The following is a 25,672-nucleotide window of genomic DNA, read 5'->3' as shown; positions in this document are numbered from 1 at the left end:
CCTCTTTTATTGAAACCCTTCAAGCAGGGAGTGGGTAATCAAATACCAGCCATCTACAAGCACGAATAATAAAATCTTAAACGGCAGTGAAATCATCACCGGTGGCAGCATCATCATCCCCATCGACATTAAGACACTGGCAACCGCCATATCAATGATCAAAAAAGGAACAAAGATCATGAATCCCATTTGGAAGGCCGTTTTTAATTCACTTATTGCAAAAGCTGGGACAAGCGTTGTAATTGGGATATCTTGAACAGTCTCCGGCTTTTCCATTTCCGCATAGTTCATAAATAGCGCCAAGTCCTTTTGTCTCGTGTGCTTTGCCATAAATTCCTTCATTGGTGCGCTAGCCCGTTCATAGGCTTCGTCCAGTGTTATTTCTTCATCAAAAAGCGGTTTTAGTCCATCATCATAGACCTCATGAAACGTCGGTGCCATGATGAAAAAAGTTAAAAATAATGCGATTCCGATTAAGACCTGGTTTGGCGGCATTTGCTGTGTTGCAAGCGATGTCCTTACAAATGACAGTACAATGATTATTCTCGTAAAACTTGTCATTAAAATTAATATACTAGGTGCCAGCGACAAAACGGTCAATAATAATAATAGCTTTACGGATGTTGCAACAGATGAAGGATCTGAACCTGAAAACATATCAATAAAATCATTCATGTTTATCTTCCTTCTGCCTGGATTGATTAATCAGCTTTTTTCTTCCCTCTTTTAATTTTTCAAGTTCAGTAGTAAACAGTCTTTTGAATTCATTGCGTTTCTCCGTTTCTCCAGTACGAGCTTCGTCATTTTTTGTTAAAAAAAGTGATGGCATAGTACGTTCGTTTTGTCCCTCGTTATGATGTAACAGGTCGTTTTTTACTTCCTCATCCGTTATCTCCTGAAGCATTTCGACATTCTCACCGACACCAATCAAATACATTTTTTTGCCTATACGGACAATTTGAATGGATTTATTTGGGCCAACCGATATACCGCCAAGATTCTCAAGCGCCTTAACCCGGGAAAAGAGCCTATTCCGCTTATTTAGAAATTTCAGCACCAGATAGATAAGTGCAACTACGATTAATAAGGCAAACCCCATTTTTACGAATTCAAATACCAATGATCCATTATCATTACCGATGCTTGGATTGGCTTGATCATCTTCAGACTTCTGCTGCTTATCAGGTGTCTCCCCGTCCAGATCAACGCAATCAGCGTTTCCTTCCATACAATCCTTGACATTTGGTGATGCTGCCAGGACATTTATATTCATCACGGTTGATAGGATTACCAGAAGTAACCCCACCGTGATACCAATTTTTTTACCCACATTACTCACTCGTTTCTTATTAGAAAACTTGGCATTCGCCAAGCCTTTGGGCGAATGACTTAGTTGCACTTATGCAGGATAAGAAAGTTTATACTTTCTTATCTGCCTAGTAAAGGAAGAATATAATTTTAACTATATTAATTCATTATCAGAAAAGGCCATGTCCACCACATACGCGGGCCTGCAGGTTGCGGTCATGCCGGAAGTTGGTTATTGTCGGCCGGTTTTAGTCGGCCTACCTTAACCGGGCGCTTCCGCTTTTCTTAATCTAACGCCTTTTGAATTGCTTCGATGACCCGATCGGCCTGAAATGGTTTCACAATGAAATCCTTTGCCCCCGCCTGGATGGCGTCAATGACCATTGCCTGTTGGCCCATTGCTGAACACATGATTATCTTTGCATTCGGATTTATTTGCCTGATCTCCTTTAATGCTGTTATCCCATCCATTTCCGGCATGGTAATATCCATTGTCACAAGATCGGGCGTCAATTCTTGATATTTTTCCACTGCCTGAGCCCCATCCTGTGCTTCACCTGCAATAGTAAATCCGTTCTTCGTTAAAATATCTTTGATCATCATTCGCATAAATGCTGCATCATCTACAATTAAAATACTGTGTGCCATTTATCCATTCTCCCTACTTTAATTTCATTAATCTAGCAGATTGACTAATAATATCTGTTACTCGAACACCAAAGTTTTCATCAATAACGACAACCTCACCTGTTGCAATTCGTTTTTCATTCACAAAGATATCGACTGGTTCTCCCGCAAGCTTATCCAGTTCAACGATGGATCCAGATGACAAATCGAGTATATCCTTAATTGTTCGCTTCGTACGGCCAAGTTCAACGGTAACCTTTAATGGGATATCCAACAGCATATCAAGGTTACGTTGCTCATTTTTATTCAGCTCAACAGGAGCAAAGCTGGAGAAATTTGCCTCTTGAACGGTCGCGCTTTTTTGGTCAATATGATCTCCTAAATACTGTGGTGTTTCTTCTTCAACATCAAATGGTACTTCCTGATGGGCGGTGGCCGGTTCCACAGGATTTTCCAGTAGTTCCACAGCCGCAGCCGCCTGCTCTTGGGCATTTTCCCCAGATTCGTTCAGCAATTGGGCCACTAATTGTTTGGCAAACGAAATCGGAATCAATTGCATAATATTTGAATCTATCAAACTTCCTACTTTTAGTTGAAAAGAAACCTTCACAAACACTTCCTCGTCATGCATTGATTCCGTATCTGCGAGATTTTCCGAGTTTATTAAATTGATCGACGGCGGTGATATGTCAATTCGCTTTTCAAACACGGTAGACATACTCGTTGCAGCGGCACCCATCATTTGATTCATTACTTCCTGTACGGCACTGAGATGAATGTCTGTTAATTCCTTAACTGGAGCTGTCCCCTCTCCGCCAAGCATAATATCGGAAATAACGGCTGCATCCTCTGCCCTGATCACAAAAACATTCTTGCCGCTGAAACCTTCCACATAATTCACTTGAATACTCACATGTTCAAAGGTAAACTCCTCGATCAAATTAGCCTTTTCCATAATAGAAACAGTTGGTGTCGTTATTTCCACCTTTTGCTGCAATAATGTGGACAGTGTTGTAGCTGAACTGCCGAATGAGATATTGCCGATCTCTCCTAGCGTATCGATTTCCAGCGAGGAGAAATAATCATCAGCATTTGCCTTTGCACGCGTACCTTGTGTTGTATCATCTCCTTCATCTGCATCTTCACTAATTTGTAGTAGTGCATCTATTTCATCCTGTGAAAGCATTCCATCATTCATCATCGTCGCCCCCCTTAATCATTCTTTCTAATATTTGCACGGACATCCGATTTTTAAATTTACCCGGCTGCACATAAAATTTTGGTTCATTATTTATTTTTAGTGTTAACGGCTGATCAATTGCCTGATTCAAGCCGATTACATCATCTTTATTTAAATGTAAAAACTGTTGAATTGAAATGGTTGTTTCACCAAGCAATGTTTTTGCTTCCACTTTTGCCTCTTGGACATTTTTGGTTAATTTTTCATATGCTTCCGGATCACGTTTCTTCGCCTGTGTCTGCATCCAATAATGGACGGAAAGATTCGGAATAATTGGCTCCAATACAATGTGCGGAATACAGATATTAATCATTCCGCTAGTTTCTCCAATGGTTGTATTCAAGGAAACGACAACAACTGTCTCATTTGGGGCAACCATTTGCAAAAATTGCGGATTGACTTCAAAGTCTTCCAGAACCGGATCAATTTCCACAAGTGATGACCATGCTTCCTGCAGATTAACAATGGCCTTTTCGAACAACTGTGACATCAGCATCGTTTCGATTTCTGTCAGATTGTCTACTTTGTTGACACTGCTTCCTTTTCCACCCAGCACCCGATCAAGCATCCCATAAGCGATATTCGGGTTGACCTCCATCAAAATTCTGCCTTCCAATGGTGCAACACTGTATATATTTAACACCGTCATTTTCGGTACGGAGCGTATAAATTCTTCATAAGGAATTTGATCAACCGACGCAACCGATATATTGACATATGTACGTAATTGTGCAGAGAAAAAAGTAGTTAATAATCGAGCATAATTTTCATGAATACGTAACAAACTGCGAATTTGATCCTTTGAAAAACGAAGTGCACGTTTAAAATCATAAACGCGGATTTTCTTTTCTTTTTCTTCCTTCTTTAATTCCTCAGCATTCATTTCGCCTGATGATATTGCAGAAAGCAGCGCGTCGATTTCATTTTGCGAAAGTACTTCTTCTACCAAAAATCCTCACCTCCATCGTGGAGTAATTCAGCAGGGAATGTGCCCCTACCCTAAGCCTCATTTTATTACACGTTATTGCAGTATTTTGCTAATCGTGTAAACGTCGGTTACTTTTCCTTCCGTCATGACTTCGTTCAATTTTTGCTTCACATGATCTTCCAAGTCGGAGAGGCCACTTTTGAAAGCTTCCTCATCCATGTTTGCTAATTCTTTAATTAACATATTTTTTAATTGAAATTCGCGCTTTTCTACTTCCTCTTTAGCATTTTTGCTGTCCGTAACAATTTGAAATTGAATACGGACAAAGCTGCCATCTTGTAAATCAGTTGTCATATCAGATGTTTGATAGGAATACGCTACTATGTCATCCAGTGTTTGGGCACTACCGCTTTTTTTGTCATCGCCCTTTACATTTAGAACAACAACCAAGGCAAGAGCGCCCGCGATCAGCAGGATAACCAGGGTCGTTATCATCGATTTTGCCAGCTTATTCATCGGCACTATCCACCTCTTTTACTATTCCATGAAACCCGATTTTCCGGTAATAATATGTAATTAATTCCGCTACCCTAGCTTCTGTTTCCTTTACAACCAGTTTCTTGCCATTTAACAATGTGATGGTTGTGTCCGGATGTGATTGAATTTGCTCAATCATACAAGCATTCAATGTAAAGGTTTCATCGTTCAATCGCGTAAGTTTGATCATCCTATAGTGGGGGTTGCTTCAATGGGTGACACCATCAAAGCATCCCCTTCCCCTCCATTTATCGTTTTAAATTAACCAATTCCTGCAAAATTTCATCTGATGTTGTAATAATCCTCGTGTTCGCCTGGAAACCACGCTGGGCAGTAATCATTTCCGTGAATTCCTCCGACAGATCTACATTGGACATTTCCAGTGCGCCGCTAACGATCGAAGCGGTGCCGTCAGACTCGGGTGCAGCCAGGTCTGCTGCTAATCCTGCATTCTCTGTATTGAGGAACAGGTTATTCCCGGCCTTTTGCAGACCGGCTGGGTTGGAAAAGTTCGCCAACGCAATTTGACCAGCTGTTTGCGGATCGCCATTCTCGTCAGTATAATTTACCGTTCCGTCCGTTTGCACGCTAAAATCCTGCGCCGTATTAGGAATGTTAAGAGGATCTCCATCCATTCCGACTAAATAGTAACCATCTGGATTTACAATATCCCCATTGTCATCCAGACGGAAGTTTCCAGCACGAGTATAGAATCTATTCCCATCTCCAGCGTCTACAACAAACATGCCGTCACCTTCCAAAGCAAAATCCAACGGGAAATTGGTTGTTTGCCGGAATCCTTGTGTATGAATGTTATCGATTGTTCCTAACTGTGATCCTAGTCCAACTTGTTTCGGATTAATCCCGCCACGCGTAGCAGTTGCTCCTTGTGCACCTGAAGTCATTTGACTCATCATATCCTGAAACGTCACACGACCTTTTTTAAAGCCTGGTGTGTTGACATTTGCAATATTGTTGCCGATAACATCCAATTTTGTTTGAAAACCCTTCATTCCTGAAATACCCGCATACATTGAACGTAACATATTTTCAATCCCCTTTTCGTTTTATTATTTAAAGCTGAATCAGTCATTCAACAGCTTGGTTGGCCTCCCAGAAGGGTCCGGCCTATTCATTGATTAGAATTGTCCCATTAATATTGGTAAAAATTTTGCTTGCTGCCTCTTCCCGGTTCATTGCTGTTACGACCGTATTGTTTTTTGTACTGACAAGTAATGCAGCATTATTCATCACAACTAATGAATCTGTAACGCCCTTTCGTTTAGCCTCTGCCATTTTTTCCGTAATCAACTGCCAGTCTTTTTCGTTAATGGATATATTGCGTTCGTCTATCCGTTCCTTGGCATGCTTACTAACCTTTACTTTATCAACACCTGCCAGCACGGCTTTAAAATCCGATTGTTTGGCTGGATTTGCTACCTTTTTCACATTTTGCAGTGGCAGTGTATGTGATGGTAATTGATGAATACGATGATCCATGCTATTCACTTCCTTCAGTTGAATCGGGATCGGCATTCCCATCTTCTTCATCAGCAGCTGCACTTGGATCGTTAACTTTTAAGATGGCGTCTGCGTAGACCTTTTCACCATTTTCCAATTCCAAAATAGCCCATCCATCCTTTTGACTGACAGCGACAACTGTACCCGTCTCAATGGAAGTCTTTTCTCCGGATTCTTCATCATAAGCTTGATACGTAACCTCTTTACCAATCATATGGCTATATTTAATAACCGGCGAAACAAGTTGACTTTGTACTAAGGTGTCGATTGATTGTGTCATATTCATCATCTGTTCAAGCGATGAAAAAGTAGCCATTTGCGAAATGAATTCACGATCATCCATTGGGTTGGTTGGATCCTGATTTTGTAATTGCGTCATTAAAATCTTTAAAAATTCGTCTTTGCCAAGTTCTGGACTTGGTACGTTCTGGTTTTGCTGGTTACTTAAATAAAGTGATGGATCAATTTTTGTCACAGTGAACACCTACACTTTCTCATTCATTAACAGGTCATGAAATACCAATTCGGTCTCATCTGTTTGCTGACCTGAATCCCCATCCTTCGTATGATGCTGGGAATGTTCCTCGCTTTGTTCATTCATGGACCGTTCTTCTTGTTTACCTTGAAAGCCTTGTGCTTGCTGTGAAGTTATGTCTTGTTTCTCGACAACAACCTGCTGTGGCGAAAACATATGCTTCAGCTGATGCATATTAGACTCTAGCATATCTTTCGTTGCTTGTGACGTGACCATGATTTTTACGGTCATTTCGCCATTAATTCGGGTTAACTTCACCATCATTTCACCAAGATTATCTGGCTTCAGTGTAATGGACAATTGTGATGTACCATTGTTCATCGTAAGAAATTTACTCGTCTTCATCACCTTTTGCAGCTGCTCGATCAGTTGCTGAGGCGCCGATTGGGAATGTTGACTCTGATTCAGATAGATAACGTATTGTTCCACTTTAGACATCGGCATCGATGATAATGCCTGTATTTGCTGGGTCGAGCCTTTCTCAACAGATTGCTCGTTTAATGCCTTATGCAGCACTTTTGCCACGTCATGACTTGTTACTTTAGCATTTATATTGTATTGCTGATTGGACACAAACTGGTCCCGCTTTTGAAAAAAAGTAACCAGGTCTCGCCAAACGCTCAGCTCTTTTTTCCCATTTTCAGTCGTTTCAGGTACGATTATTTCCAATGCACTCTGGTTATTAGGTAGCCCTTTCGTAAGCCCTGTCCATTGTTCCAACAATTTCAATATGGATCTCGCTGCTTTTGGCAGATCCAGATCTGTTTGGATCTGACCAATCACTGTTTTTGCCTGCTTAAGAATAGTGGCTAATTGCTGCTGAATAGCTGTTTCTGAAAGTACAGCAGTGTCTGGCTGGGCAGTTGAAAGCTCTAAATCGGTTTGCAAGTTTTTTGTAGCAGCTTTTCCTGCTAAAGCATCCAGCATTAATCCAAGTTTTTCATCAACCGACGCTGTTTCCATACTTGGGGTAAATTCATCCCATTTCACAGATTGTCCTGGGAACAGTTCACCTGTAAAGGCTTGAAGCAAAGCTAACAGCCCTTCGAAGTTTAAGTCGTTACCATCCTCCTCTCCCTCTTGTGTTTGTGCTGCAAATGAATGGTCAGCTTCAGCTGTTTGGTTCAACAATAATCCTTGAAAAATTGACGTTTTGCCTGTTTGACCTGCCATCTGCCTTGGAACGTCACGCACAGGCAGATTCAACTGTTGAGCAATCATACCTATTCCATTCACGTTTCTCACCTCCTTTCAAGGAAATGGCAGCTAATCACTATTGATAAACATTTTGGTCAATTTGGCTGCCGTTTCTGGATCCATTTCCGCAATAATTTTGCCACGGGCTTTATTTGAGAGTTCTTTCAGGATGGAAATCGCCATATCACTATCAAGCTTTTGGAAAATTAAAGCTGCTTGCTTCGGATCCATTTCCTTAAATGAAGAGGAGATGGTTTTTACTGTGTCATTTTCACTTTCCTGTTCGGTGGTAGATCCATCTAATTCATCGCTTGTTGTTCGGTTTTCCAGTTTTAACTTTTCTTGTTCCATTTTATCGATGGTTGCCTCAAGGTCATTTACATTTTGGGTCAATTCCTCAATCTTTTCATCTTTCTTTTCCAATGCAGCTTTCATTTTCTCCTCTGTTTGCTGCAGATTTTTTTCTTCATCGGTAGTAACGAACGATGAAATGACCGGTATATTATTACCAGTGTTTTTCACCCAGTCGATAACATTCACACCAGCCAATGTAAAAATAATAATGGCGAGTGTAATCGCAACAATTACCGGAATGACAATGGCAAATAGAAACCATACGATTGGATTTGTTTTTTGTTTTCCTTGTGTTTTCGGCTGATTCCCCATAGCTCTTCACCCATTTTTCCTGCCTAAATACTGCTGTATGGCTATTTCATCCATTGCCTGCTTTTCGTTTTTCCGGACAATTTCATCCTGTTCCCGCCGTCTTATTTCAATTATTTTTTCAAATTTCTTCACTTCAACGTGCGCGTTTGTCAAATGTCGCTGGTTCGTTTTCATTTCATTTCTTGCTTGTTCAACCGATTGCTGCATGGAAATAATTTTTTTATTTAGCATTTCAATATACGTTAATTGTTCCTTTATTGTTGTGATAGGTGTTGATTGCTTTAGGTATCCCTCATAAGACTCTTCTGCCGCTTCCTTTGTCCTAAGCAGTGTATATAATTTTACAGCGACATCCTCAAACAGCTCCTGCGAATGATGGTATGCCTTTTGCGCATCATGCTTTTCCTGTTCGCGAATATGTAAGATTTTCGATAACCTTTTTGTTGCTGCCATCAATCAGCACCTCCATTTAGTAATTTCTGCATTTGCCTGATCGAATCATCCAGGGTCACGTAGTCAAATATTGCCTGTTTCAGATAATGCTGTATTTTAGGGTAATAAGCGATTGCCTTATCAATCTCCTGATCAGTTCCCCGCTTGTACGCTCCGATTTGAATCAATTCACTGTTGTCTTCGTATTTAGCCATTAGTGAACGCAATTTCTGGGCAGCTTCTTGATGCTCCTTGTCTACTATTTGATTCATTACTCTGCTGATCGATTTTAAAATGTTGATTGCCGGAAATTGCCCTTTTTCAGCGAGCCTCCGGTCCAATACAAAGTGTCCGTCCAAAATACCGCGAACCGTGTCGGCAATCGGTTCATTCATGTCATCTCCATCGACCAGTACCGTATAGAATGCTGTAATGGTGCCGGTACTGCTTGTTCCAGTCCTCTCCAGCAGTTTCGGCAATGCAGCGAATACGGATGGGGTATACCCTTTCGTTGTAGGAGGTTCACCTGTTGCTAATCCTACTTCCCGCTGTGCCATTGCTACCCTTGTTACTGAATCCATCAGCAGATTGACCTGGAAACCCAAATCACGAAAATATTCACTGATTGCTGTTGCGGTATAGGCACCTTTAATTCGCATTAATGCTGGTTGATCAGAGGTTGCAACAACAACAATTGACTTTTTCAAGCCTGCCTCACCAAGATCTTTTTCAATAAACTCCCTTACTTCTCTGCCTCGTTCGCCAATCAGAGCAATAACATTGATATCTGCACTGCTATTTCGGGCAATCATGCCTAGTAATGTACTTTTTCCAACACCACTACCCGCAAAAATACCAATCCGCTGCCCCTTTCCAACCGTTAATAACGAATCAATCGCCTTTACCCCGACCTGGATCGGCTCGTCAATCGGTGGTCTGGCTAATGGATTGGGCGGAGATTGCTCCGTTAAATAATTCGTCAATCCCTTTGGAAGTTTTGCATTGTCCAGGCTTTTCCCCAATGAATCTACTACCTTGCCAATCAACCTACGCCCAACTTTAATAGTCAGCGCCTTTCCTGTTGATTCAACGAGACACCCTGGTCCAATTTCGCTTACCTCGGAATAGGGCATAAGCATAATTTTTTCATTATTAAATCCGACTACTTCCGCCATCACTGTCTGGTTCCTTACTTTCGCTGCATGAATAAGGCAAACTTCGCCAATATTTGCATCCGGTCCCTGCGATTCGATCATCAATCCAACGATACGCAATACTTTTCCATAACGTTTAAATGTATCAGCTTGTTCAATTGCTGTTAAAAACAAGGATCGATTCATTGTTCGTTCTCCAATGCAAGTTCATGTAAAATTTCCTGAAGCTGCTGCAATTGTGTATCAATGCTTGCATCAATTTTTCCAAAAGGGTGTTCAATCACGCAGCCTGATTTAGCTAGTTCTTCATTCACATAAATGGTCAAGGCGGTATCGGCATGTAAAAGATGAACCAGTTCATCCCTATGCTGCAATACGAATTCATAATTTTCCGGATGGACGTAAACCGTAATCGTTGATTGATCTTTGATTTCCTTAATTGCAGCTTTTACAATGGACAAAAATGATGTCGGGTCTTCCGTCAGCTTTTCGTTGATAATTTTCTCAGCCGTATGAATTGCCAGGTCAACGATTGTCTCTTCGCTTTGTTCCAGTTTGGCATGATAATCGGTTGTTGCGGTACGAACGATTTGATTTGCCTTTTCCAGTAGCTGCTTGTGCTGTTCCATGCTCTCCTGTTTGCCTGCCGCAAATCCATCCTGATATCCTTCCTCTTGCGCCTGCTTGATATAGGATTCTCTTGTTCTTTCCCATTCGGCTTGATCATGCGCTATTACCGCCTGTGCTTCGGAAATCATTTGTTTCTTTTTCTCCTCCAGCTGCTGTAATTCTTGACGGGCAGCCTGCAGCTGCTCCTGAATTACTGGATATGAATTTTCTTTAGAATTGATGTTTTCCTCTTTCACAGGATTCTGTTTAATCAGCTCGATCGGTACTACTTTAATTCGTTTTCCCGTTGATGTGGGCTGATTGTGTAAGAACGTATCAGACAATGATATCGTCACCTCCACCGCGCGCGATAACAATCTCGCCAATATCTTCCAGTCTGCGGATGGTGGAAACAATACGTGTTTGCGCTTCTTCAACATCCCGCAATCTTACCGGACCCATATACTCCATTTCTTCCTTAAATGTTTCGGCCATTCGCTGGGACATATTTTTAAAGACAATATTTTTTACTTCTTCACTGGCAACCTTGAGTGCCAAACGCAAGTCTTCATTTTCCACTTCACGGACGACACGCTGGATAGCACGATTATCCAGAATGACAATATCTTCAAAGACAAACATCCGTTTTTTGATTTCATCGGCTAACTCAGGATCCTGAACCTCCAAAGCATCCAAAATTGTTCGTTCAGTACTGCGGTCAACCCCATTCAATACTTCCACAACAGCCTGAATACCACCGGTTTGCGTATAATCCTCGGTTAAAGAGGAAGAAATATTCCGTTCCAGCACCTGTTCTACTTGACTAATAATTTCCGGTGATGTTGAATCCATTGTTGCAATTCGTTTAGCTATATCAGCCTGCATTTCCTGTGGTAATGCAGACAATATCTGACCAGCCTGCTCAGCATCAAGATAGCTCAATACAAGTGCAATCGTTTGCGGATGCTCACTTTGGATGAAATTTAGCACCTGCTGCGGATCAGCCTTTCTGGCAAAATCAAACGGTCTTACTTGTAATGATGATGTAAGCCGATTGATGATATTGGCCGCTTCCTGTTTACCAAACGCTTTTTCCAAAACTGTTTTGGCATAGCCGATACCACCTTGAGAAATATAATCTTGTGCCAGGGCAATTTGGTGAAATTGGTCCAGCACATCTTCTTTGATATTTGACTCTACTTTCTTTACAGAGGAAATCTCTAAACTTAGCTTTTCAATTTCTTCTTCACTTAAATGTTTATACACTTGGGCAGATACATCCGGACCTAAAGAAATTAAGAGAATCGCAGCTTTTTGTTTTCCGCTCAATACACCTTTTTGTCTTGCCATAGCCTGTTCCTCCTAGTCTTCCGCTATCCAGCTTCGCAGCAGCTTTGCAAAGTCTTCCGGTTTTTCTTTTGCCATTTTTTCTAGTTGTTTTCTGCGAGCATCAGCTTCCGTGTCCGGGTTCTCCCCAATTTCCGGAATGCGTACTTCCGTTTGTGCTGCTGTTGTTTCTTCCTCTATCTCTTCCTTTTGATCCCGGCGACTTCTCAACAGCAGAATAACGAGAATGATAATAGCAATTAGCAGGATTCCTCCGACAATGTATAACCATAATGGAATAACTGGTGACGTTGGCTCTGGAAATGCCGTATCCCCACTGAATTCCTGAAATACGATTGATGTTTTCTCTTCCGGATCCACTTCCCCAAACTCTTTGTCAATGGAGGTTGTAATGATCGAATTTAATATAGAAGAAATTCCATCCTCAACCGTGTTTTCATCCTGCTGTGATAAATATTGCAGTTCATCCCCGTCTTTCCCTTTCACCTTATCAATAGCTACCTGAATTCCGAGATCATGGACTTTATACGGACTTTCCGCTATTTCCTTGTGAATACGGTTATATTCATTGTTAACCGTTTCTTTTACAAGCTCATAATCCCCATCTTCTCCTCCATCGACACTCTCATAGCCTGGAACATCTTCGTCGCCAGTTCCTTGTACACCGCCTGCGGGAGGGTTTCCGGAATATGTCTCGTGAACCGTCTCGATACTTACAGGAACCCCTTCCATGTTCTCCACGTCAACCGGGTCAACAATTTCTTCTACACGATTTTCCTTTGTAAAATCGACATCAGCGGTAACTGATACAATCACATTTTCCGGTCCTACCATAGCACCGAGCATTTGCTGCACCCTTCGTTGAATGTCCCGTTCAATATCCTTCTTCACTGTTTGCTGATATGTATACGTATCCTGATTGCCATTTGCATCTTGTGCATTTTGATCATAATACTCGAAATATTGATTCATAATGACGATATTTTCTGGTGGTAAATCCGGAACTGCTTTTGACACTAAATGATAAAGTGTCTCGATCTGATTCCCTTGAAATTGTTGTCCGGGCTTTGTATTAATTACGACGGATGCACTTGCCTGTTCCGCATTATCACTGACAAAAACAGGATCCTTCGGCATATTAATCATTACTTTGGCATCTGCAATGCCATCGATGCCTTTGATTAAGTTGGCAAGCTCTGTTTGCATCGCGTCCAATTTTATCATGCTGAATTCATTATCCGTTATCCCCCATGAAGCATTCTCGCTAAAAAAGGAATAATCAATGTTGCCGCTATCCGGAAGACCCTGCCCGGCGAAATCGACCAGCAACGAATCAACTTGCTCCTCCGGGACAGTAATCGTCGAACCACCATCCTCCAGTTCATAAGGTACGCCTCTTGTATCCAACTCAGTCTTTATCTGTCCGGCCTCTTGTGCTGACAAATTATTGTATAGCGGAACTAATTTTGTATTGGAAGTAAACAAGACAATCCCAATTATCAAAGCTGCAACGATAACAATAGATCCGATAAATATTCCTTTTTGGCTTCTTGACCTGTTCGTCCAAAAAGATTTAGCTTTATCTTTGAAATACAACATTTTTTCTTTCATTTATTCCCCCGCCAAATCCAAAAATCTATAAAAATGCTCGTTCAAAAAGCATTTGATGACTTCGAACAACCATTTATTTGTATACCTATTGTTATGATCTAATCTTAAGACCAGTTTATATTCTGTTACCCGGTCTTCCCGCTTCTTACACTTGCATGCGCATGATTTCATTATAAGCATCGATAACTTTCCGCTGCATTTGGACAGAAGTTTCCAATGTAATATTTGCCTTTTGGGCTGTAATCATGACATCATGCAAATTATCAATTTGTCCGTTCGCCAGACTTTCTGTTTTTTGATTTGATGCTATCTGCGTATCATTAACGTACTGAAGGGCATGTTTTAAAGTATTTGCAAAATCCGACTGTGCTTCACCAGACGAAACATTAGGTTTAGCATGTACTCCTGCTGATAATAATGTTGGTGATATACCATTTAAACCTTGAATCACAATCAACGCTCCCTAGTCTTTATTTACTAATTTCCAATGCTTTCAACAGCATATTTTTCGTCGCATTCAATGACGTGACATTTGCCTCATATGATCTTGTGGCACTCATTAGGTCAACCATTTCCTTCAATGGATCAACATTTGGCATTTGCACATATCCAGCTTCATTCGCATCCGGATGCCCTGGGCTATAAACCAGCTTAAAAGGCTCGTCATCTTCTATTATTTTCGTAACCTTCACTCCTGCTCCAGGAGAAGATGAGGTGTGCGAAGCTTTTTGCAGGAAAGATTGAAAGCTCTGTTCTTTTGGCTCCGCTACGACCATTTTTCTTCGGTATGGTTCGTATTCACCGTTTTCATTAACCGTTGCACGTGTCGTTTGTGCATTAGCGATATTGGAAGAAACGATATCCATCCGTAACCGCTGAGCTGTTAATGCACTTGCACTCGTATTTAGCGCGTTAAAAATCGACATTGCTATCTTCCTCCTCTAATGACGGTTTGCAAACTGTTAAATTTGCTGCTTATCCGATCAGCCAACCCCTGGTAATAAATTTGGTTTTTCGCAAGTTCTACCATTTCCTTATCTATATCGACATTATTGCCATTGTGGTTATACATGGTACCCTTTCTTGTAATAACCTGATAGGAATTATGTAATGTGCCATCAAATGGCAGATGTTCTGGCCGTGTTCTGTTTGCCTTTATTGAACTTGTAAGCTCATTATGTAACATATTTTTAAAAACGGCATCTTTCGCTTTATAATTCGGCGTATCAACGTTTGCAATGTTGTTTGCTATCGTACGATTTTTAACCGCTGCATAATCAAGCGAATTTTCCAATGCCCGGATGGTTCCGCCAAACAAATTCAATTGTCATACCCTCCCTTGAAATAAGTACCAAATTAATAGACAGACATAATCAAAAATACCCACACGAATATTGTAATTTATCCTACTTAAGATGTCCATCATATTTCGACATATTACGACTTGGGAAACTAAAATGGTCATAATTAACTACCTATTTATACCTATAAAAATGGTTTATTTTTACATTATTGATATTATGCTCTATACAACGTAAGTAATTGAACATATTTTATAGGGCTTATATTCCCATTGTTCAGTACATTTCTTGGAATTTTACAGCAAAAAAGACCTAGCAATTTTTATAAATTGCTAGGTCTTTTTAATTTTTTACTCTGATATTTATACGTTCCCAATCAAGTTAAAATGTTTTTCCTTGCAACTAGTTTCAACGGGCCTGACTTTACATTTATCTTGAACGTAATTTTTCAAGCTCAACAAGGAATTTGTTATTAAGAACTTTAATGTATGTTCCCTTCATACCTAATGAACGTGATTCAATTACGCCGGCACTTTCCAGCTTTCTAAGTGCATTAACGATGACCGATCTGGTAATTCCAACTCTGTCCGCTATTTTACTTGCAACCAACAAGCCTTCATTTCCGTTTAATTCTTCGAAAATATGGTCGATTGCTTCTAGTTCACTGTAGGAGAGGGAGCTGATAGCCATTTGCACAACAGCTTTGCTTCTAGCTTCCATTTCGATTTCTTCCGTTTTTTCATGAAGAATTTCCATTCCGACTACTGTCGCACCATATTCAGCAAGCAATAAATCATCTTCATTAAAGCTTTCTGTTAATCTACTGAGCACCAATGTCCCAAGACGTTCGCCGCCCCCAATAATCGGTACAATCGTTGTTAATCCATTTTGGAATAATTCACGATTTTCTACCGGAAATGCTGTATACGGGCTGTCAATATCCAAGTTTGCTGTCGTTTCATGGATAGCAAACAATCCTTGTGTATACTCCTCTGGAAATTGCCGTTCTTCAAGCATTGACTTCATACGGTCGTTCTCAATTTCCTGATTAATGGCGAATCCTAATAGTTTGCCACGTCTGCTTACAATAAAAACATTCCCGCGAATAACATCTCTTAAAGATGCCGACATTTCATTAAAATTCACCGATTTTCCTGTTGCTTTCTGCAGCATTGCATTGATTTTTCTTGCACGATTTAATAGTTCCATGATAATCCTCCATTCGATTGTTTAAATTACAATATAAATTGGCTTAAATCCTTATTTTTTACGATCGTACTTAATTTCTTATCGACATATTCCGGGGTAATCTCGACTGTTCCCATTGTTATATCCGGTGCTTCAAATGATAAATCCTCGAGAAGCTTTTCCAAAATGGTATGCAATCTGCGTGCCCCGATGTTATCTGTTTCCTGATTAACTTGATAGGCGATTTCCGCAAGTCTAATTACAGCATTGTCTGTAAATTCAACATTTATACCTTCTGTTTTTAACAATGCCCGATATTGTTTCAGCAGTGCATTGGACGGTTCCTTTAAAATGCGTTGGAAATCTTCTACCGTAAGCTTTTCCAGTTCTACCCGGATTGGAAATCTTCCTTGCAGCTCTGGAATCAGGTCAGACGGTTTTGACATATGGAAAGCCCCTGCTGCAATAAACAGCATATGATCCGTTTTTACCGGGCCGTGCTTCGTGACAACCGTAGAGCCTTCTACAATTGGCAAGATATCACGTTGCACCCCTTCCCGGGATACGTTTGCGTTTCCGGAATTATCCTGTTTACCAGCTACTTTGTCAATTTCGTCAATAAACAGGATTCCGGACTGTTCAGCTCGCTCAATTGCCTCTTGTGCGGCCTCTTCCATATCAACAAGCTTTTGGGCTTCCTGTAAGGTTAATACTTTTCTTGCTTCAGACACCGGAAGTTTTCGTTTTTTCTTTTTCTTTGGCATAAACTGACCAAGCGCATCCTGCATGTTCATTCCCATTTGCTCCATTCCGGAACCTTGCAGCATATCAAACATGGAAGGAGGCAGCTCCTCGATTTCTACAGTGACAATGTGATCTTCCATTTCGCCTAAAGCAAGCTTTTGCTCCATCCGTTTTCGCTTGTTGCGAATTTCTTCATTTTTTTCCTGGTCTTTTTCATCATCTTCCTCATCAGACCCGTTAGCGAAAAGCATTTCAAATGGATTTTTAACTCCGGATTGCTTTTTGGCTTGTGGCATCAGCAGCTGTACAAGCTTTTTATTTGCCTCTACCTCTGCTTTTCCTTTCACGTTTTCCATTTTTTCCTCTTTAACCATCCGCATAGCCATTTCAACCAGATCGCGAACCATTGATTCTACATCGCGGCCAACGTAACCAACTTCAGTAAATTTAGTTGCTTCTACCTTGACAAATGGGGCGCCAACAAGCTTTGCCAGTCTTCGGGCAATCTCTGTTTTACCAACCCCTGTAGGACCAATCATCAGAATGTTCTTTGGTACGATTTCATCTTTAATGGATTCATCCAGCTTCATCCGGCGATAGCGATTTCTAAGTGCAACGGCAACCGACTTTTTAGCTTGATGCTGGCCAATGATATAGTTATCCAATTGATCAACAATTTGCTTAGGCGTTAAATCAATTCCCATAAAACAGCCTCCTTGTTATTCAAGTACTTCCAGCGTTATGTGATCATTCGTGTACACGCATATCTCACCAGCAATTTCTAATGCTGCCTGGGCAATTTCCTTGGCAGACAGGTTATCAGCGTACCTCCGCAATGCCCGGCCAGCACTTAATGCATAATTACCGCCGGAACCAATTGCCAATATGCCATCGTCCGGTTCAATTACTTCACCGGTTCCAGAAACTAAAAACATCTTTTCCTTGTTCATGACGATCAGCATCGCTTCCAACTTTCGCAGAACTTTATCACTCCGCCATTCTTTGGCTAATTCTACAGCAGCACGAGCAAGATTACCATCAAATGACTCAAGCTTTCCTTCAAATTTTTCGAACAGTGTAAATGCATCTGCGACAGATCCGGCAAACCCCGCTAAAACTTGCCCGTTGAATAATGTACGTACTTTCTTCGCTCTATGTTTCATGACAACTGCATTCCCCAGTGTAACTTGGCCATCTCCACTCATCGCACATTGTCCATCATGCATGATAGCAAATATGGTTGTCGCATGCATTTGATTATTCATGATCATCACCTCTTGACTTCAATTTTTGTACATTAGCCCTTGGGTGGCTGTTCATATAGACGTTACGCAAACGGTCCTTTGTAACGTGCGTATATATTTGTGTAGATGATAAGTTTTCATGACCGAGCAGTTCCTGTACAGTACGAAGATCCGCCCCCGCGTTCAAGAGATGCGTTGCAAATGTGTGCCGCAATTTATGGGGGTGGATATGTACGGTCAACGCTGTCTTTTCTACCATTTTATTCAGTACCAATCGCATGCCCCTTGCTGTTAATGGTGTACCTCTGGCATTTAGGAAGACATTGTCTGTATTTGTTTTTGCTTTACCAAGTAGCTGTATTCGGCCTTCATTTATATACGTCTCCAGTGCGATTTCCGCAAATCGACCAAACGGAATATAGCGTTCTTTTCTGCCCTTACCTTTTACAAGAACTGTGCCGATCGAGAAATCAATATCCTCAATTTTCAGCTCCTGACACTCGCTTACACGCATTCCTGTTGCATACAACATCTCCAGCATTGCCTGATTGCGCTGTCCCAAAGGGTCCGTTACATCGCTGACTTCAAATAGTTGTTCCAATTCTTCCATATATAAAAAGCCTGGAATTGGTTTCGAAGCTTTTGGTAATGTCAAATGAAGAAAAGGATTACTTGTAAGCTTTTCTTCACGCTCCAAGTATTTATAGAAGCTTCGCAAACTGGAAATTTTCCTCGATACAGACCGTCTGCTTAAGCCCTTGTCATAAAGTAAAGTGAGAAATAGACGTACAACTCGAGTATCAACCTCTCGCAAGTCATCTATCCCCTCTCCCTCCAAAAAGAGAAAAAACGTTTCCAGATCATTCTGATAATACCTCACAGTATACGGCGAGGCATTTTTTTCAATTTGCAGATATTCGATGAATCCCTTGCAATCGGCTGAAAGTTGATGCAAAATTTCACCTTCTTCTTAACAGCGAATAAATCATATCATATTATAATCTGGATGGCAACAGATTTAACAAAATTGCAATAAAATTCAGAATCGCAGTCAGTTCACTTAAATTTTTCTCCTTCCGTAATCACTGTCAAGTAAATAAACTTACCAATTGGTAATTATAGCTTTTCCAAAATGAATAGTCAACAAACAACTATTAAAGAATTCAAATATATTTTATTTGCAACAAAACTGTCAAATTAAAGTAAAGTTTTACCAAATGTTACAGTATATCTAATTCCTTTATTCTCTTTCTCGTTTCTTCTGTACCCAAATCATACAAACGCTGATAAATTGTCATTAAATGATCGTCATAGCTGCCTCTTTCTTTGTCAGCACCCCATTCATCAAATGGTTTTCCCAAAAATTTGACTGCTTTTTTTGCATTTTTATCTTTGTTCATAAATAACATTTCTATTTCTTTGATCTCCTCGGGTGTTGCGCTTATTTCATATTCAATTCCACTTTCAGGAATCGAGACTTCACGAATATCTTCCGTATCAACTGTTACAAAATACGTTTTCTTCTGATTCATTTTGTAGCCCTCCTTTATCAATATAAATGTTACCCTTTTTCCAAGTGGTAAAACTTTTATACGGGAGACTTAAAATAAAGTTACTAAAATTGTCATAAATATTTATAGTAATGACAATTAAAAAAATAATGAATAAGAGATGCCACAAGCTATAATGCACTATCTTTCACCCATGTTTTACCTTTTTCATGGACTCAGTCCTCTTTTCTTCATCAAATGCGAAAACCCGCCCTGTAATAGGAACGAGTTCTAACCCATGATTGCTGCATTTATATTTTCGTAGATTGATTTCCATTCTATCCCCCAGTGTTTATCAAATCATTTCCTGAACGTCAATACCAGTTTTCAGAATTTCATCAACAATGCCCAAACGCTCAGATACTTAAGCTAATTAAAACTTCTCCCCAATTTTAGTCAGAATCACATTGGCCGCTTCTGTAGCACCGCCGGCATTTTGAAAGGTTTCTGACAGCTTCTGTGCATTTTTCTTATATGTCCGATTCGCCAGCACCTCAGCTGCCGTTGACACCAAATATTTTGGCTTCTTCCCTTTCAATTTTAATCCTGCACCCATTATGGCAACCCGGTCAGCTATTATTCTTTGTTCACTATGTTGCGGAAATAAAACCATTGGAACTCCAAAATACAGACTTTCATTCACACTATTCATTCCGCAGTGGGTAATAAATAAATCTGCTGTCTGTAATACCGAAATCTGGTCGACGGAGTTTTTCACTGTAAAATTTCCTGGTATGCTGTCAAGAGCAGAAATCTCAGTTTTTTCACCAACTGACATCAGGACATCATAATTCGTATTTGCAAATGCTTTGATACAGTTCTGGTAAAAATCCTCATTTTGATTAAGTACAGTTCCAAGGGAAATATAGAGTATTTTTCTATCTTTTTTATTATTCTGAACGGGAGGAAAGTTCCTAATGGATGGTCCAACAAATGCATATCGGTCAGAAAAGGTATTCGCCATCGGCTGGAATTCTTTCGATGTAAAAACAATGGTGTCCGTTTCATTATCATTTTGGACAATCGAAACAAAATTCTTTACTTCATAACCATGATCCTTTAACAATTGGATTTTTTTGTTAATTCGTGGCATACCGACGATCATTTTCCATAATTCCATAAAACTCCGCTTCATTAGTTTTGCTGTATACTGATTAAAAGCAAAGGTAGTAGTCGAACTAATATATGGGATTCTTAGTTTCTTGGCAAATAATTTTCCCCAAAAGCATAAAGAGTCTGATATAATGCAATCTGGCCGGATTTCCCCTAATTCTTTACATACCTTTTCATCCAAAGCAATGGTCGTATCGACAACCATTTCAATCAATGCAGCAAAATCTTTGCCAGCTTTGCGATCCAATTCTTTTTGTGATAGCTTGGGCAAGAATGCATCACAAGCAATAAATACTGCACCGGCATCTTCTATTTTTTCCTGAAATTCCAGAAAGGAATAATACCAAACTTGATGGCCTCTATTTACTAATTCGGTTACCACCGGAATGGTTGGATTGGTATGTCCATGTGCAGGTATAGAAAAAAATACAAATTTGCTCATTCTGAATCACCATCAGCTGGTTCGGTTTTTCGGATCATCTCTGCTAATTCCAGGAAACCCTCACTTTTTAAGACAGCAATTCCTTTTGTCGCATCTTCCCCCAAAATAACCAGCTTATCACCAGCTTGAATCTGATACATTTCGCGTGCCTGTTTGGGAATCACAATCTGGCCCCGTTCTCCTACCTTCACAACACCAAAAAACTGCTTTCCCTTGGGAGCGAGCTGGCTTGCCTCTTCTTCACTCATATTACGGGACATTTGATCCAAAGTTACTTGAAAAATATCACTGAGTATCTTGCATTTATAAATATCAGGGAAGGCTTCTTCGTTTTCCCACTTTGCTACGGTCTGTCGTGATACGTTTACCTTCTCAGCTAATTGTTCCTGACTCAGTTTATGCTTTTTACGCAAAACACGGATATTCATACCGATCATGTTTTTCATCTCCTTCTATATTTAAATATATAGAAGATCTAAAGCAAAATCTATCAACAGTTCACAACATTCTTTGTTAAAAATTGTGGCAAATGTTTAAACATTTGGTACAGCTACCCATAAAGAGTAGAACATTTATTGCTGCAGTAATGCGCCCGATTGATTCCCTTTATATTAGATTACCATGAGATATAATGGGCACCGTAAATAAATATGAATGTGCCAACACAGTTCAAATAGCCCTGAAAATATCATCATTACAGATACACCGTTAAGGTCAGAGTAATTTCCTGTTTCATTTACAGCATCAATCTGCCATTACCGAAATTTCCGGGTTAACAAATACGGTTAAGGGTATCACTCCACTCCCCTCATCCAGTTCAATTGTTCAACCTATTCCGGTAGACCAAGACATGATTAAGCTCATGAATGAAACACTCACTGATCAAGCTTTTATCCTCGTTCCTTTAAAATCTAATACATTCTATACATCCCATGTGATCTGGGATAGGTGTACTTAAATCCAAATTGTTCATAAAGTTTATTGGCTGGATCATCGGCTATTAGACTAACATAAGAACCGGGATATGTGTTTTTTGTCCAGGTAGTTTATTAGTTCCTTCATAACCATCTTACCTAGCCCTTTTCCTTGATAGCTTGGCTTTACTACGATATCGACTATCTGAAAAAAGGCTCCGCCATCACCGATTACACGTCCCATCCCGATTAATGTCGTTTTATCATAAATACACACTGCAAATAATGAATTTTTCAAACCAACTGCTGCAGCTTCTAGTGATTTCCCACTTATACCACCCTCCAATCGCAAATCATTATATTCTTTAGGAGTTGGCGGTTCATAGATGGTAGTGAAATGATCATTCATTTTTACTTTTCCCCCGTTTACTGTTATTCTGACTGCTCATTTGCTGCTACATGTCCACCCAAAACATTATTCAGTTTCTCTCTCATTTCACCCGTCGTAACAATACAATTTACAGAATGGCCTTTAGCCACTATTTTTAATTCATTCCCGTCATTAACTTCTTTTGCATAGCATAATACTTATGGTTTATGTCAATAGGGATAAATTGAAATGAGTTTATTTTGCTCCAAGCGATAAAGCGGCCTCCACTGATTACACCGTCACCGATTACGGCAAAGATATTTAGGAGATTATACGAATTGATCAAGGGGATAAGCATCAGCAAATAAAAAGACCAATCTAGGAATACTCCCAACAAAAACACGCTAACCACAAATAAAAGGATAATAGAATAAGCAATGATCCCTGCTTTTTGTTTAGAATATATCGGGAAGTCCACTGTTTTCTGAGGATATCTTCTAATGGACACAATTTCCTCTTCCGTTATAGGCAAAATAATACCCTGCTTCATTTTTATTATGACTTGAATAAACTTATAGCTGCAGTAACTGATGATAGTGAAAAATAGTATGTCCATAAATAATTTCAATCTCATCACCACTTTTCTCTAACAAACTACGGGATTTCAATCTACTTCTCTCGCTAAATTAACCACATTATTCTGCCGTTTTCTTATAATTATACTCTTACAATCTTCTCCCACACTAATCAATTATCACTCCAAATTTATATATTAAATTATACGATTCCAAATGAAAAAAAGTTTCTTTTTAATAATAATTAGCTATGAGGGTAACACCTTGTCCGGAATACTAAACGCATGGGTTACTACATAAATTTGCTATGATTTTCTTGACACCCCTTCCCTTCTTTTAGGGCTCGGTTAATCACAAAAGAACATAACAAAGCCGCCCTTTTCACGGGCGGCTTTACCTAACTCTGTGCTTCTTCCTCATAATCACAGTTCGTACATTGAATTTGCGTTCCTTTTTTCTTTTTCTTTTCAACCAGCAGTGAGTCACATTTTGGACATGGTCGGGCAATTGGTTTATCCCATGAGACAAAATCGCAATCCGGGAACCTGTCACACCCATAAAACGTCCGTTTCTTTTTCGACTTCCGTTCGACGACATTACCTTCCTTACATTTCGGACATTTAACACCGATTTCTTTTAAAATCGGTTTTGTGTTGCGGCAATCCGGAAAGTTGGAGCACGCGAGAAACTTGCCATAGCGCCCCATTTTATAGACCATTTCATGCCCACAATTCTCACAGGTAATCCCAGCAGGTTCGTCCTTGATTTCGATTTTTTCCATTTCCTTTTCCGCTTTTTCCAGCCGTTCGCTAAAAGGTCCATAAAATTCATCCAGAATGGCAATCCAATTTACTTTCCCTTCCTCAATCGAATCCAGATCTTCTTCCATTTTGGCTGTGAAGTCAAGGTCAATAATTTTCGGGAAAAATTCCTGTAATAGCTCGATGACAATTTGCCCGAGCTCAGTTGGGATGAACCGCTTATTATCAATACTCACATAGCCGCGTCGCTGAATCGTATCAAGTGTCGGGGCATACGTTGACGGCCGGCCAATCCCTTGCTCCTCCATCGTCTTTACGAGTCTGGCCTCTGTATAACGAGGTGGCGGCTGCGTGAAATGCTGGTCTGGTGTTATTTCTTCTGCTTTAACCTCCATCCCTTCCTGCAGGTCAGGCAAGTATTTATTGTCTTCTTTATTTTTGTCGTCCGTACCTTCCACGTAGACAGACATAAACCCTTTAAATTTAACTTTAGAGCCTGTTGCGCGAAACTCAACACCGTTGTTCAATAAATGAACCGTCATTGTATCCATTACAGCGGGTGCCATTTGGCTTGCCAGAAATCGTTCCCAGATTAATTTGTATAGGCGTAACTGGTCACGTGATAAAACCGCTTTTAATGAGCTCGGCTCCCTTAGTACAGAGGTTGGACGAATCGCTTCATGGGCGTCCTGTGTACCCTCTTTTTGTTTCGTCTTTTTAGAATGACCTATATAATTTTTGCCATGCTTTTCTTCAATATAACCTTGTGCTTCATTTTTTGCTGTATCGGAAATACGTGTTGAATCTGTACGCATATACGTGATCAAACCGGTGATGCCGCCAGCCTTTTTGCCAAGGTCAATCCCTTCATAAAGCTGCTGTGCTACCATCATCGTCTTTTTAGCTCGGAAATTCAGTTTACGAGCCGCTTCCTGCTGCAGTGATGACGTCGTAAACGGCAGTGCCGGATTACGCTTGCGTTCCCGTTTATTGACCTTTTCGACTGTAAATGTTTTACCTTCCAAGCGCTTTAGAATATGATTTACATCATCTTCGGTTTTTAACTCATGCTTCTTGTTATCAATTCCGTAAAAAGACCCTTCAAACGTATCTTTGTCCTTATGGAAACTTGCTTCAATCGACCAATATTCTTCCGGCTTGAAGTTTTCAATCTCCTTCTCGCGGTCAAGAATCATTTTTACTGCTACCGATTGCACTCGCCCAGCACTCAACCCTTTTTTTACCTTTTTCCATAATAACGGACTAATGTTATATCCCACTAACCGGTCAAGAATCCGTCTAGCCTGCTGTGCATCGACTAAATCTGTATCAATCGAGCGCGGATGCTTAAATGATTCTTTAATCGCATCCTTGGTAATTTCGTTAAATACAACCCGGCATTCCGAATGCTCATCAATATTTAAGCTGTGTGCTAAATGCCAGGCAATCGCTTCCCCTTCTCGATCGGGGTCGGCTGCGAGATAAACTTTTTTCGCCTTTTTTGCGGCTGATTTCAGCTTCTTTAAAACATCGCCTTTACCACGAATGGTAATATATTTTGGTTTGAATTGATCTTCTGCATCGACGCCCATTTGACTCTTCGGCAAATCCCGAACATGTCCCATGGATGCCTCCACTTTATATTTTTTTCCTAAGTATCGTTCAATCGTCTTTGCTTTTGCCGGCGACTCAACGATTACAAGATAATCTGACATACTTTCTTTCTCCTCCCAGATTGAGGTAACCCTATTTCAATTG

29 protein-coding genes and 1 pseudogene are annotated in these 25,672 nt (G+C 40.3%); all 30 read right to left on the bottom strand.

The window, feature by feature from the left end; genetic code table 11:
- Positions 1 to 6 precede the first annotated feature (6 nt).
- The 30 genes and pseudogenes from fliP to topA all read right to left on the bottom strand — a co-directional run bounded on the left by fliP (position 7) and on the right by topA (position 25,629).
- Positions 7 to 675 carry a flagellar type III secretion system pore protein FliP gene (fliP, locus tag IEX12_RS02345; protein ID WP_088050209.1) on the bottom strand — a complete coding sequence of 223 codons (669 nt, stop codon included), beginning with the start codon at positions 673 to 675 and terminating at the stop codon, positions 7 to 9.
- Positions 668 to 1,330 carry a flagellar biosynthetic protein FliO gene (locus tag IEX12_RS02340; protein ID WP_088050208.1) on the bottom strand — a complete coding sequence of 221 codons (663 nt, stop codon included), beginning with the start codon at positions 1,328 to 1,330 and terminating at the stop codon, positions 668 to 670. Before IEX12_RS02340 ends, fliP begins: the two co-directional genes overlap by 8 nt.
- 263 nt (positions 1,331 to 1,593) lie before the next feature.
- On the bottom strand, positions 1,594 to 1,956 hold the full coding sequence (locus tag IEX12_RS02335) for a response regulator (RefSeq protein ID WP_088050207.1): 363 nt from the start codon (positions 1,954 to 1,956) through the stop codon (positions 1,594 to 1,596).
- Between the two features lie 13 nt (positions 1,957 to 1,969).
- Entirely contained in the window at positions 1,970 to 3,136 is a 1,167-nt protein-coding gene (gene fliY / locus IEX12_RS02330) for a flagellar motor switch phosphatase FliY (RefSeq protein ID WP_088050206.1), read from the bottom strand.
- A complete protein-coding gene (gene fliM, locus IEX12_RS02325; protein ID WP_088050205.1) occupies positions 3,126 to 4,124 on the bottom strand; it encodes a flagellar motor switch protein FliM in 999 nt (332 codons plus the stop codon). Before fliM ends, fliY begins: the two co-directional genes overlap by 11 nt.
- A 72-nt stretch (positions 4,125 to 4,196) precedes the next feature.
- Entirely contained in the window at positions 4,197 to 4,619 is a 423-nt protein-coding gene (fliL, locus tag IEX12_RS02320; RefSeq protein ID WP_088050204.1) for a flagellar basal body-associated protein FliL, read from the bottom strand.
- On the bottom strand, positions 4,612 to 4,830 hold the full coding sequence (locus IEX12_RS02315) for a flagellar FlbD family protein (RefSeq protein ID WP_088050203.1): 219 nt from the start codon (positions 4,828 to 4,830) through the stop codon (positions 4,612 to 4,614). The genes fliL and IEX12_RS02315 overlap by 8 nt, the downstream gene beginning before the upstream one ends.
- A gap of 58 nt (positions 4,831 to 4,888) precedes the next feature.
- Complete coding sequence (gene flgG, locus IEX12_RS02310) at positions 4,889 to 5,686, bottom strand: flagellar basal body rod protein FlgG (protein ID WP_088050202.1); 798 nt, start codon at positions 5,684 to 5,686, stop codon at positions 4,889 to 4,891.
- An 82-nt stretch (positions 5,687 to 5,768) separates the two neighbouring features.
- Positions 5,769 to 6,140: a TIGR02530 family flagellar biosynthesis protein gene (locus IEX12_RS02305; protein ID WP_088050201.1), complete on the bottom strand. Its 372-nt coding sequence runs from the start codon at positions 6,138 to 6,140 to the stop codon at positions 5,769 to 5,771.
- 1 nt (position 6,141) lies between these two features.
- Positions 6,142 to 6,636: a flagellar hook assembly protein FlgD gene (gene flgD, locus IEX12_RS02300; protein WP_088050200.1), complete on the bottom strand. Its 495-nt coding sequence runs from the start codon at positions 6,634 to 6,636 to the stop codon at positions 6,142 to 6,144.
- 9 nt (positions 6,637 to 6,645) lie between these two features.
- Positions 6,646 to 7,932, bottom strand: a complete 1,287-nt coding sequence (locus IEX12_RS02295) for a flagellar hook-length control protein FliK (protein WP_155554950.1) — start codon at positions 7,930 to 7,932, stop codon at positions 6,646 to 6,648.
- A gap of 30 nt (positions 7,933 to 7,962) precedes the next feature.
- Positions 7,963 to 8,559: a MotE family protein gene (locus IEX12_RS02290; protein ID WP_088050198.1), complete on the bottom strand. Its 597-nt coding sequence runs from the start codon at positions 8,557 to 8,559 to the stop codon at positions 7,963 to 7,965.
- A 6-nt stretch (positions 8,560 to 8,565) separates the two neighbouring features.
- Positions 8,566 to 9,012: a flagellar export protein FliJ gene (gene fliJ / locus IEX12_RS02285; RefSeq protein ID WP_188724609.1), complete on the bottom strand. Its 447-nt coding sequence runs from the start codon at positions 9,010 to 9,012 to the stop codon at positions 8,566 to 8,568.
- Complete coding sequence (gene fliI, locus IEX12_RS02280; RefSeq protein WP_088050196.1) at positions 9,012 to 10,331, bottom strand: flagellar protein export ATPase FliI; 1,320 nt, start codon at positions 10,329 to 10,331, stop codon at positions 9,012 to 9,014. The genes fliJ and fliI overlap by 1 nt, the downstream gene beginning before the upstream one ends.
- Positions 10,328 to 11,098, bottom strand: coding sequence for a flagellar assembly protein FliH (gene fliH, locus IEX12_RS02275; protein WP_188724608.1), 771 nt, complete (start codon positions 11,096 to 11,098; stop codon positions 10,328 to 10,330). The genes fliI and fliH overlap by 4 nt, the downstream gene beginning before the upstream one ends.
- Complete coding sequence (fliG, locus tag IEX12_RS02270) at positions 11,091 to 12,104, bottom strand: flagellar motor switch protein FliG (RefSeq protein ID WP_088050194.1); 1,014 nt, start codon at positions 12,102 to 12,104, stop codon at positions 11,091 to 11,093. The genes fliH and fliG overlap by 8 nt, the downstream gene beginning before the upstream one ends.
- 12 nt (positions 12,105 to 12,116) lie before the next feature.
- Positions 12,117 to 13,712 (bottom strand): flagellar basal-body MS-ring/collar protein FliF, encoded by a 1,596-nt coding sequence (gene fliF, locus IEX12_RS02265; RefSeq protein WP_188724607.1) that lies wholly within the window; start codon positions 13,710 to 13,712, stop codon positions 12,117 to 12,119.
- Between the two features lie 145 nt (positions 13,713 to 13,857).
- Positions 13,858 to 14,142, bottom strand: coding sequence for a flagellar hook-basal body complex protein FliE (gene fliE, locus IEX12_RS02260; RefSeq protein WP_503826790.1), 285 nt, complete (start codon positions 14,140 to 14,142; stop codon positions 13,858 to 13,860).
- A gap of 40 nt (positions 14,143 to 14,182) precedes the next feature.
- Positions 14,183 to 14,638 carry a flagellar basal body rod protein FlgC gene (gene flgC, locus IEX12_RS02255; RefSeq protein WP_088050192.1) on the bottom strand — a complete coding sequence of 152 codons (456 nt, stop codon included), beginning with the start codon at positions 14,636 to 14,638 and terminating at the stop codon, positions 14,183 to 14,185.
- 2 nt (positions 14,639 to 14,640) lie between these two features.
- Positions 14,641 to 15,036: a flagellar basal body rod protein FlgB gene (gene flgB / locus IEX12_RS02250; protein WP_088050191.1), complete on the bottom strand. Its 396-nt coding sequence runs from the start codon at positions 15,034 to 15,036 to the stop codon at positions 14,641 to 14,643.
- 406 nt (positions 15,037 to 15,442) lie between these two features.
- Entirely contained in the window at positions 15,443 to 16,222 is a 780-nt protein-coding gene (codY, locus tag IEX12_RS02245; protein ID WP_088050190.1) for a GTP-sensing pleiotropic transcriptional regulator CodY, read from the bottom strand.
- Between the two features lie 26 nt (positions 16,223 to 16,248).
- A complete protein-coding gene (hslU, locus tag IEX12_RS02240) occupies positions 16,249 to 17,649 on the bottom strand; it encodes an ATP-dependent protease ATPase subunit HslU (protein WP_088050189.1) in 1,401 nt (466 codons plus the stop codon).
- 15 nt (positions 17,650 to 17,664) lie between these two features.
- Positions 17,665 to 18,210, bottom strand: coding sequence for an ATP-dependent protease subunit HslV (gene hslV / locus IEX12_RS02235; protein ID WP_188724606.1), 546 nt, complete (start codon positions 18,208 to 18,210; stop codon positions 17,665 to 17,667).
- The gene (gene xerC / locus IEX12_RS02230; RefSeq protein ID WP_286170835.1) at positions 18,203 to 19,144 is read right to left on the bottom strand and encodes a tyrosine recombinase XerC; all 942 of its coding nucleotides are present in this window, start codon (positions 19,142 to 19,144) and stop codon (positions 18,203 to 18,205) included. The genes hslV and xerC overlap by 8 nt, the downstream gene beginning before the upstream one ends.
- Positions 19,145 to 19,409: 265 nt before the next feature.
- Positions 19,410 to 19,721: a hypothetical protein gene (locus tag IEX12_RS02225; RefSeq protein WP_088050186.1), complete on the bottom strand. Its 312-nt coding sequence runs from the start codon at positions 19,719 to 19,721 to the stop codon at positions 19,410 to 19,412.
- 391 nt (positions 19,722 to 20,112) lie between these two features.
- Positions 20,113 to 21,294 carry a macrolide family glycosyltransferase gene (locus IEX12_RS02220; RefSeq protein ID WP_188724605.1) on the bottom strand — a complete coding sequence of 394 codons (1,182 nt, stop codon included), beginning with the start codon at positions 21,292 to 21,294 and terminating at the stop codon, positions 20,113 to 20,115.
- Complete coding sequence (locus IEX12_RS02215; protein WP_088050184.1) at positions 21,291 to 21,731, bottom strand: helix-turn-helix transcriptional regulator; 441 nt, start codon at positions 21,729 to 21,731, stop codon at positions 21,291 to 21,293. The genes IEX12_RS02220 and IEX12_RS02215 overlap by 4 nt, the downstream gene beginning before the upstream one ends.
- A gap of 474 nt (positions 21,732 to 22,205) precedes the next feature.
- Positions 22,206 to 22,617, bottom strand: a pseudogene (locus tag IEX12_RS02210) (GNAT family N-acetyltransferase).
- 136 nt (positions 22,618 to 22,753) lie between these two features.
- Positions 22,754 to 23,206 carry a hypothetical protein gene (locus IEX12_RS02205; RefSeq protein ID WP_088050182.1) on the bottom strand — a complete coding sequence of 151 codons (453 nt, stop codon included), beginning with the start codon at positions 23,204 to 23,206 and terminating at the stop codon, positions 22,754 to 22,756.
- 344 nt (positions 23,207 to 23,550) lie between these two features.
- Positions 23,551 to 25,629, bottom strand: coding sequence for a type I DNA topoisomerase (gene topA, locus IEX12_RS02200; protein ID WP_088050181.1), 2,079 nt, complete (start codon positions 25,627 to 25,629; stop codon positions 23,551 to 23,553).
- Between the last annotated feature and the right edge of the window lie 43 nt (positions 25,630 to 25,672).

Source organism: Lentibacillus populi, assembly GCA_014642895.1.
Taxonomy (GTDB): Bacteria; Bacillota; Bacilli; order Bacillales; family Amphibacillaceae; genus Lentibacillus_C; species Lentibacillus_C populi.
Note: the sequence above shows the minus strand (reverse complement) of the source record. Positions and strands in the feature narration are given on the sequence as shown.

What these genes read in the sequence shown, in the direction of transcription:
- fliP (WP_088050209.1), bottom strand. Translation starts at nt 675, where the DNA reads ATGAATGATTTTATTGATATGTTTTCAGGTTCAGATCCTTCATCTGTT.
- IEX12_RS02335 (WP_088050207.1), bottom strand. Translation starts at nt 1,956, where the DNA reads ATGGCACACAGTATTTTAATTGTAGATGATGCAGCATTTATGCGAATG.
- fliY (WP_088050206.1), bottom strand. Translation starts at nt 3,136, where the DNA reads ATGATGAATGATGGAATGCTTTCACAGGATGAAATAGATGCACTACTA.
- fliL (WP_088050204.1), bottom strand. Translation starts at nt 4,619, where the DNA reads ATGAATAAGCTGGCAAAATCGATGATAACGACCCTGGTTATCCTGCTG.
- IEX12_RS02315 (WP_088050203.1), bottom strand. Translation starts at nt 4,830, where the DNA reads ATGATCAAACTTACGCGATTGAACGATGAAACCTTTACATTGAATGCT.
- flgG (WP_088050202.1), bottom strand. Translation starts at nt 5,686, where the DNA reads ATGTTACGTTCAATGTATGCGGGTATTTCAGGAATGAAGGGTTTTCAA.
- IEX12_RS02305 (WP_088050201.1), bottom strand. Translation starts at nt 6,140, where the DNA reads ATGGATCATCGTATTCATCAATTACCATCACATACACTGCCACTGCAA.
- IEX12_RS02290 (WP_088050198.1), bottom strand. Translation starts at nt 8,559, where the DNA reads ATGGGGAATCAGCCGAAAACACAAGGAAAACAAAAAACAAATCCAATC.
- fliJ (WP_188724609.1), bottom strand. Translation starts at nt 9,012, where the DNA reads ATGGCAGCAACAAAAAGGTTATCGAAAATCTTACATATTCGCGAACAG.
- fliI (WP_088050196.1), bottom strand. Translation starts at nt 10,331, where the DNA reads ATGAATCGATCCTTGTTTTTAACAGCAATTGAACAAGCTGATACATTT.
- fliG (WP_088050194.1), bottom strand. Translation starts at nt 12,104, where the DNA reads ATGGCAAGACAAAAAGGTGTATTGAGCGGAAAACAAAAAGCTGCGATT.
- fliF (WP_188724607.1), bottom strand. Translation starts at nt 13,712, where the DNA reads ATGAAAGAAAAAATGTTGTATTTCAAAGATAAAGCTAAATCTTTTTGG.
- flgC (WP_088050192.1), bottom strand. Translation starts at nt 14,638, where the DNA reads ATGTCGATTTTTAACGCGCTAAATACGAGTGCAAGTGCATTAACAGCT.
- codY (WP_088050190.1), bottom strand. Translation starts at nt 16,222, where the DNA reads ATGGAACTATTAAATCGTGCAAGAAAAATCAATGCAATGCTGCAGAAA.
- hslU (WP_088050189.1), bottom strand. Translation starts at nt 17,649, where the DNA reads ATGGGAATTGATTTAACGCCTAAGCAAATTGTTGATCAATTGGATAAC.
- hslV (WP_188724606.1), bottom strand. Translation starts at nt 18,210, where the DNA reads ATGAATAATCAAATGCATGCGACAACCATATTTGCTATCATGCATGAT.
- IEX12_RS02225 (WP_088050186.1), bottom strand. Translation starts at nt 19,721, where the DNA reads ATGAATCAGAAGAAAACGTATTTTGTAACAGTTGATACGGAAGATATT.
- IEX12_RS02220 (WP_188724605.1), bottom strand. Translation starts at nt 21,294, where the DNA reads ATGAGCAAATTTGTATTTTTTTCTATACCTGCACATGGACATACCAAT.
- IEX12_RS02215 (WP_088050184.1), bottom strand. Translation starts at nt 21,731, where the DNA reads ATGATCGGTATGAATATCCGTGTTTTGCGTAAAAAGCATAAACTGAGT.
- topA (WP_088050181.1), bottom strand. Translation starts at nt 25,629, where the DNA reads ATGTCAGATTATCTTGTAATCGTTGAGTCGCCGGCAAAAGCAAAGACG.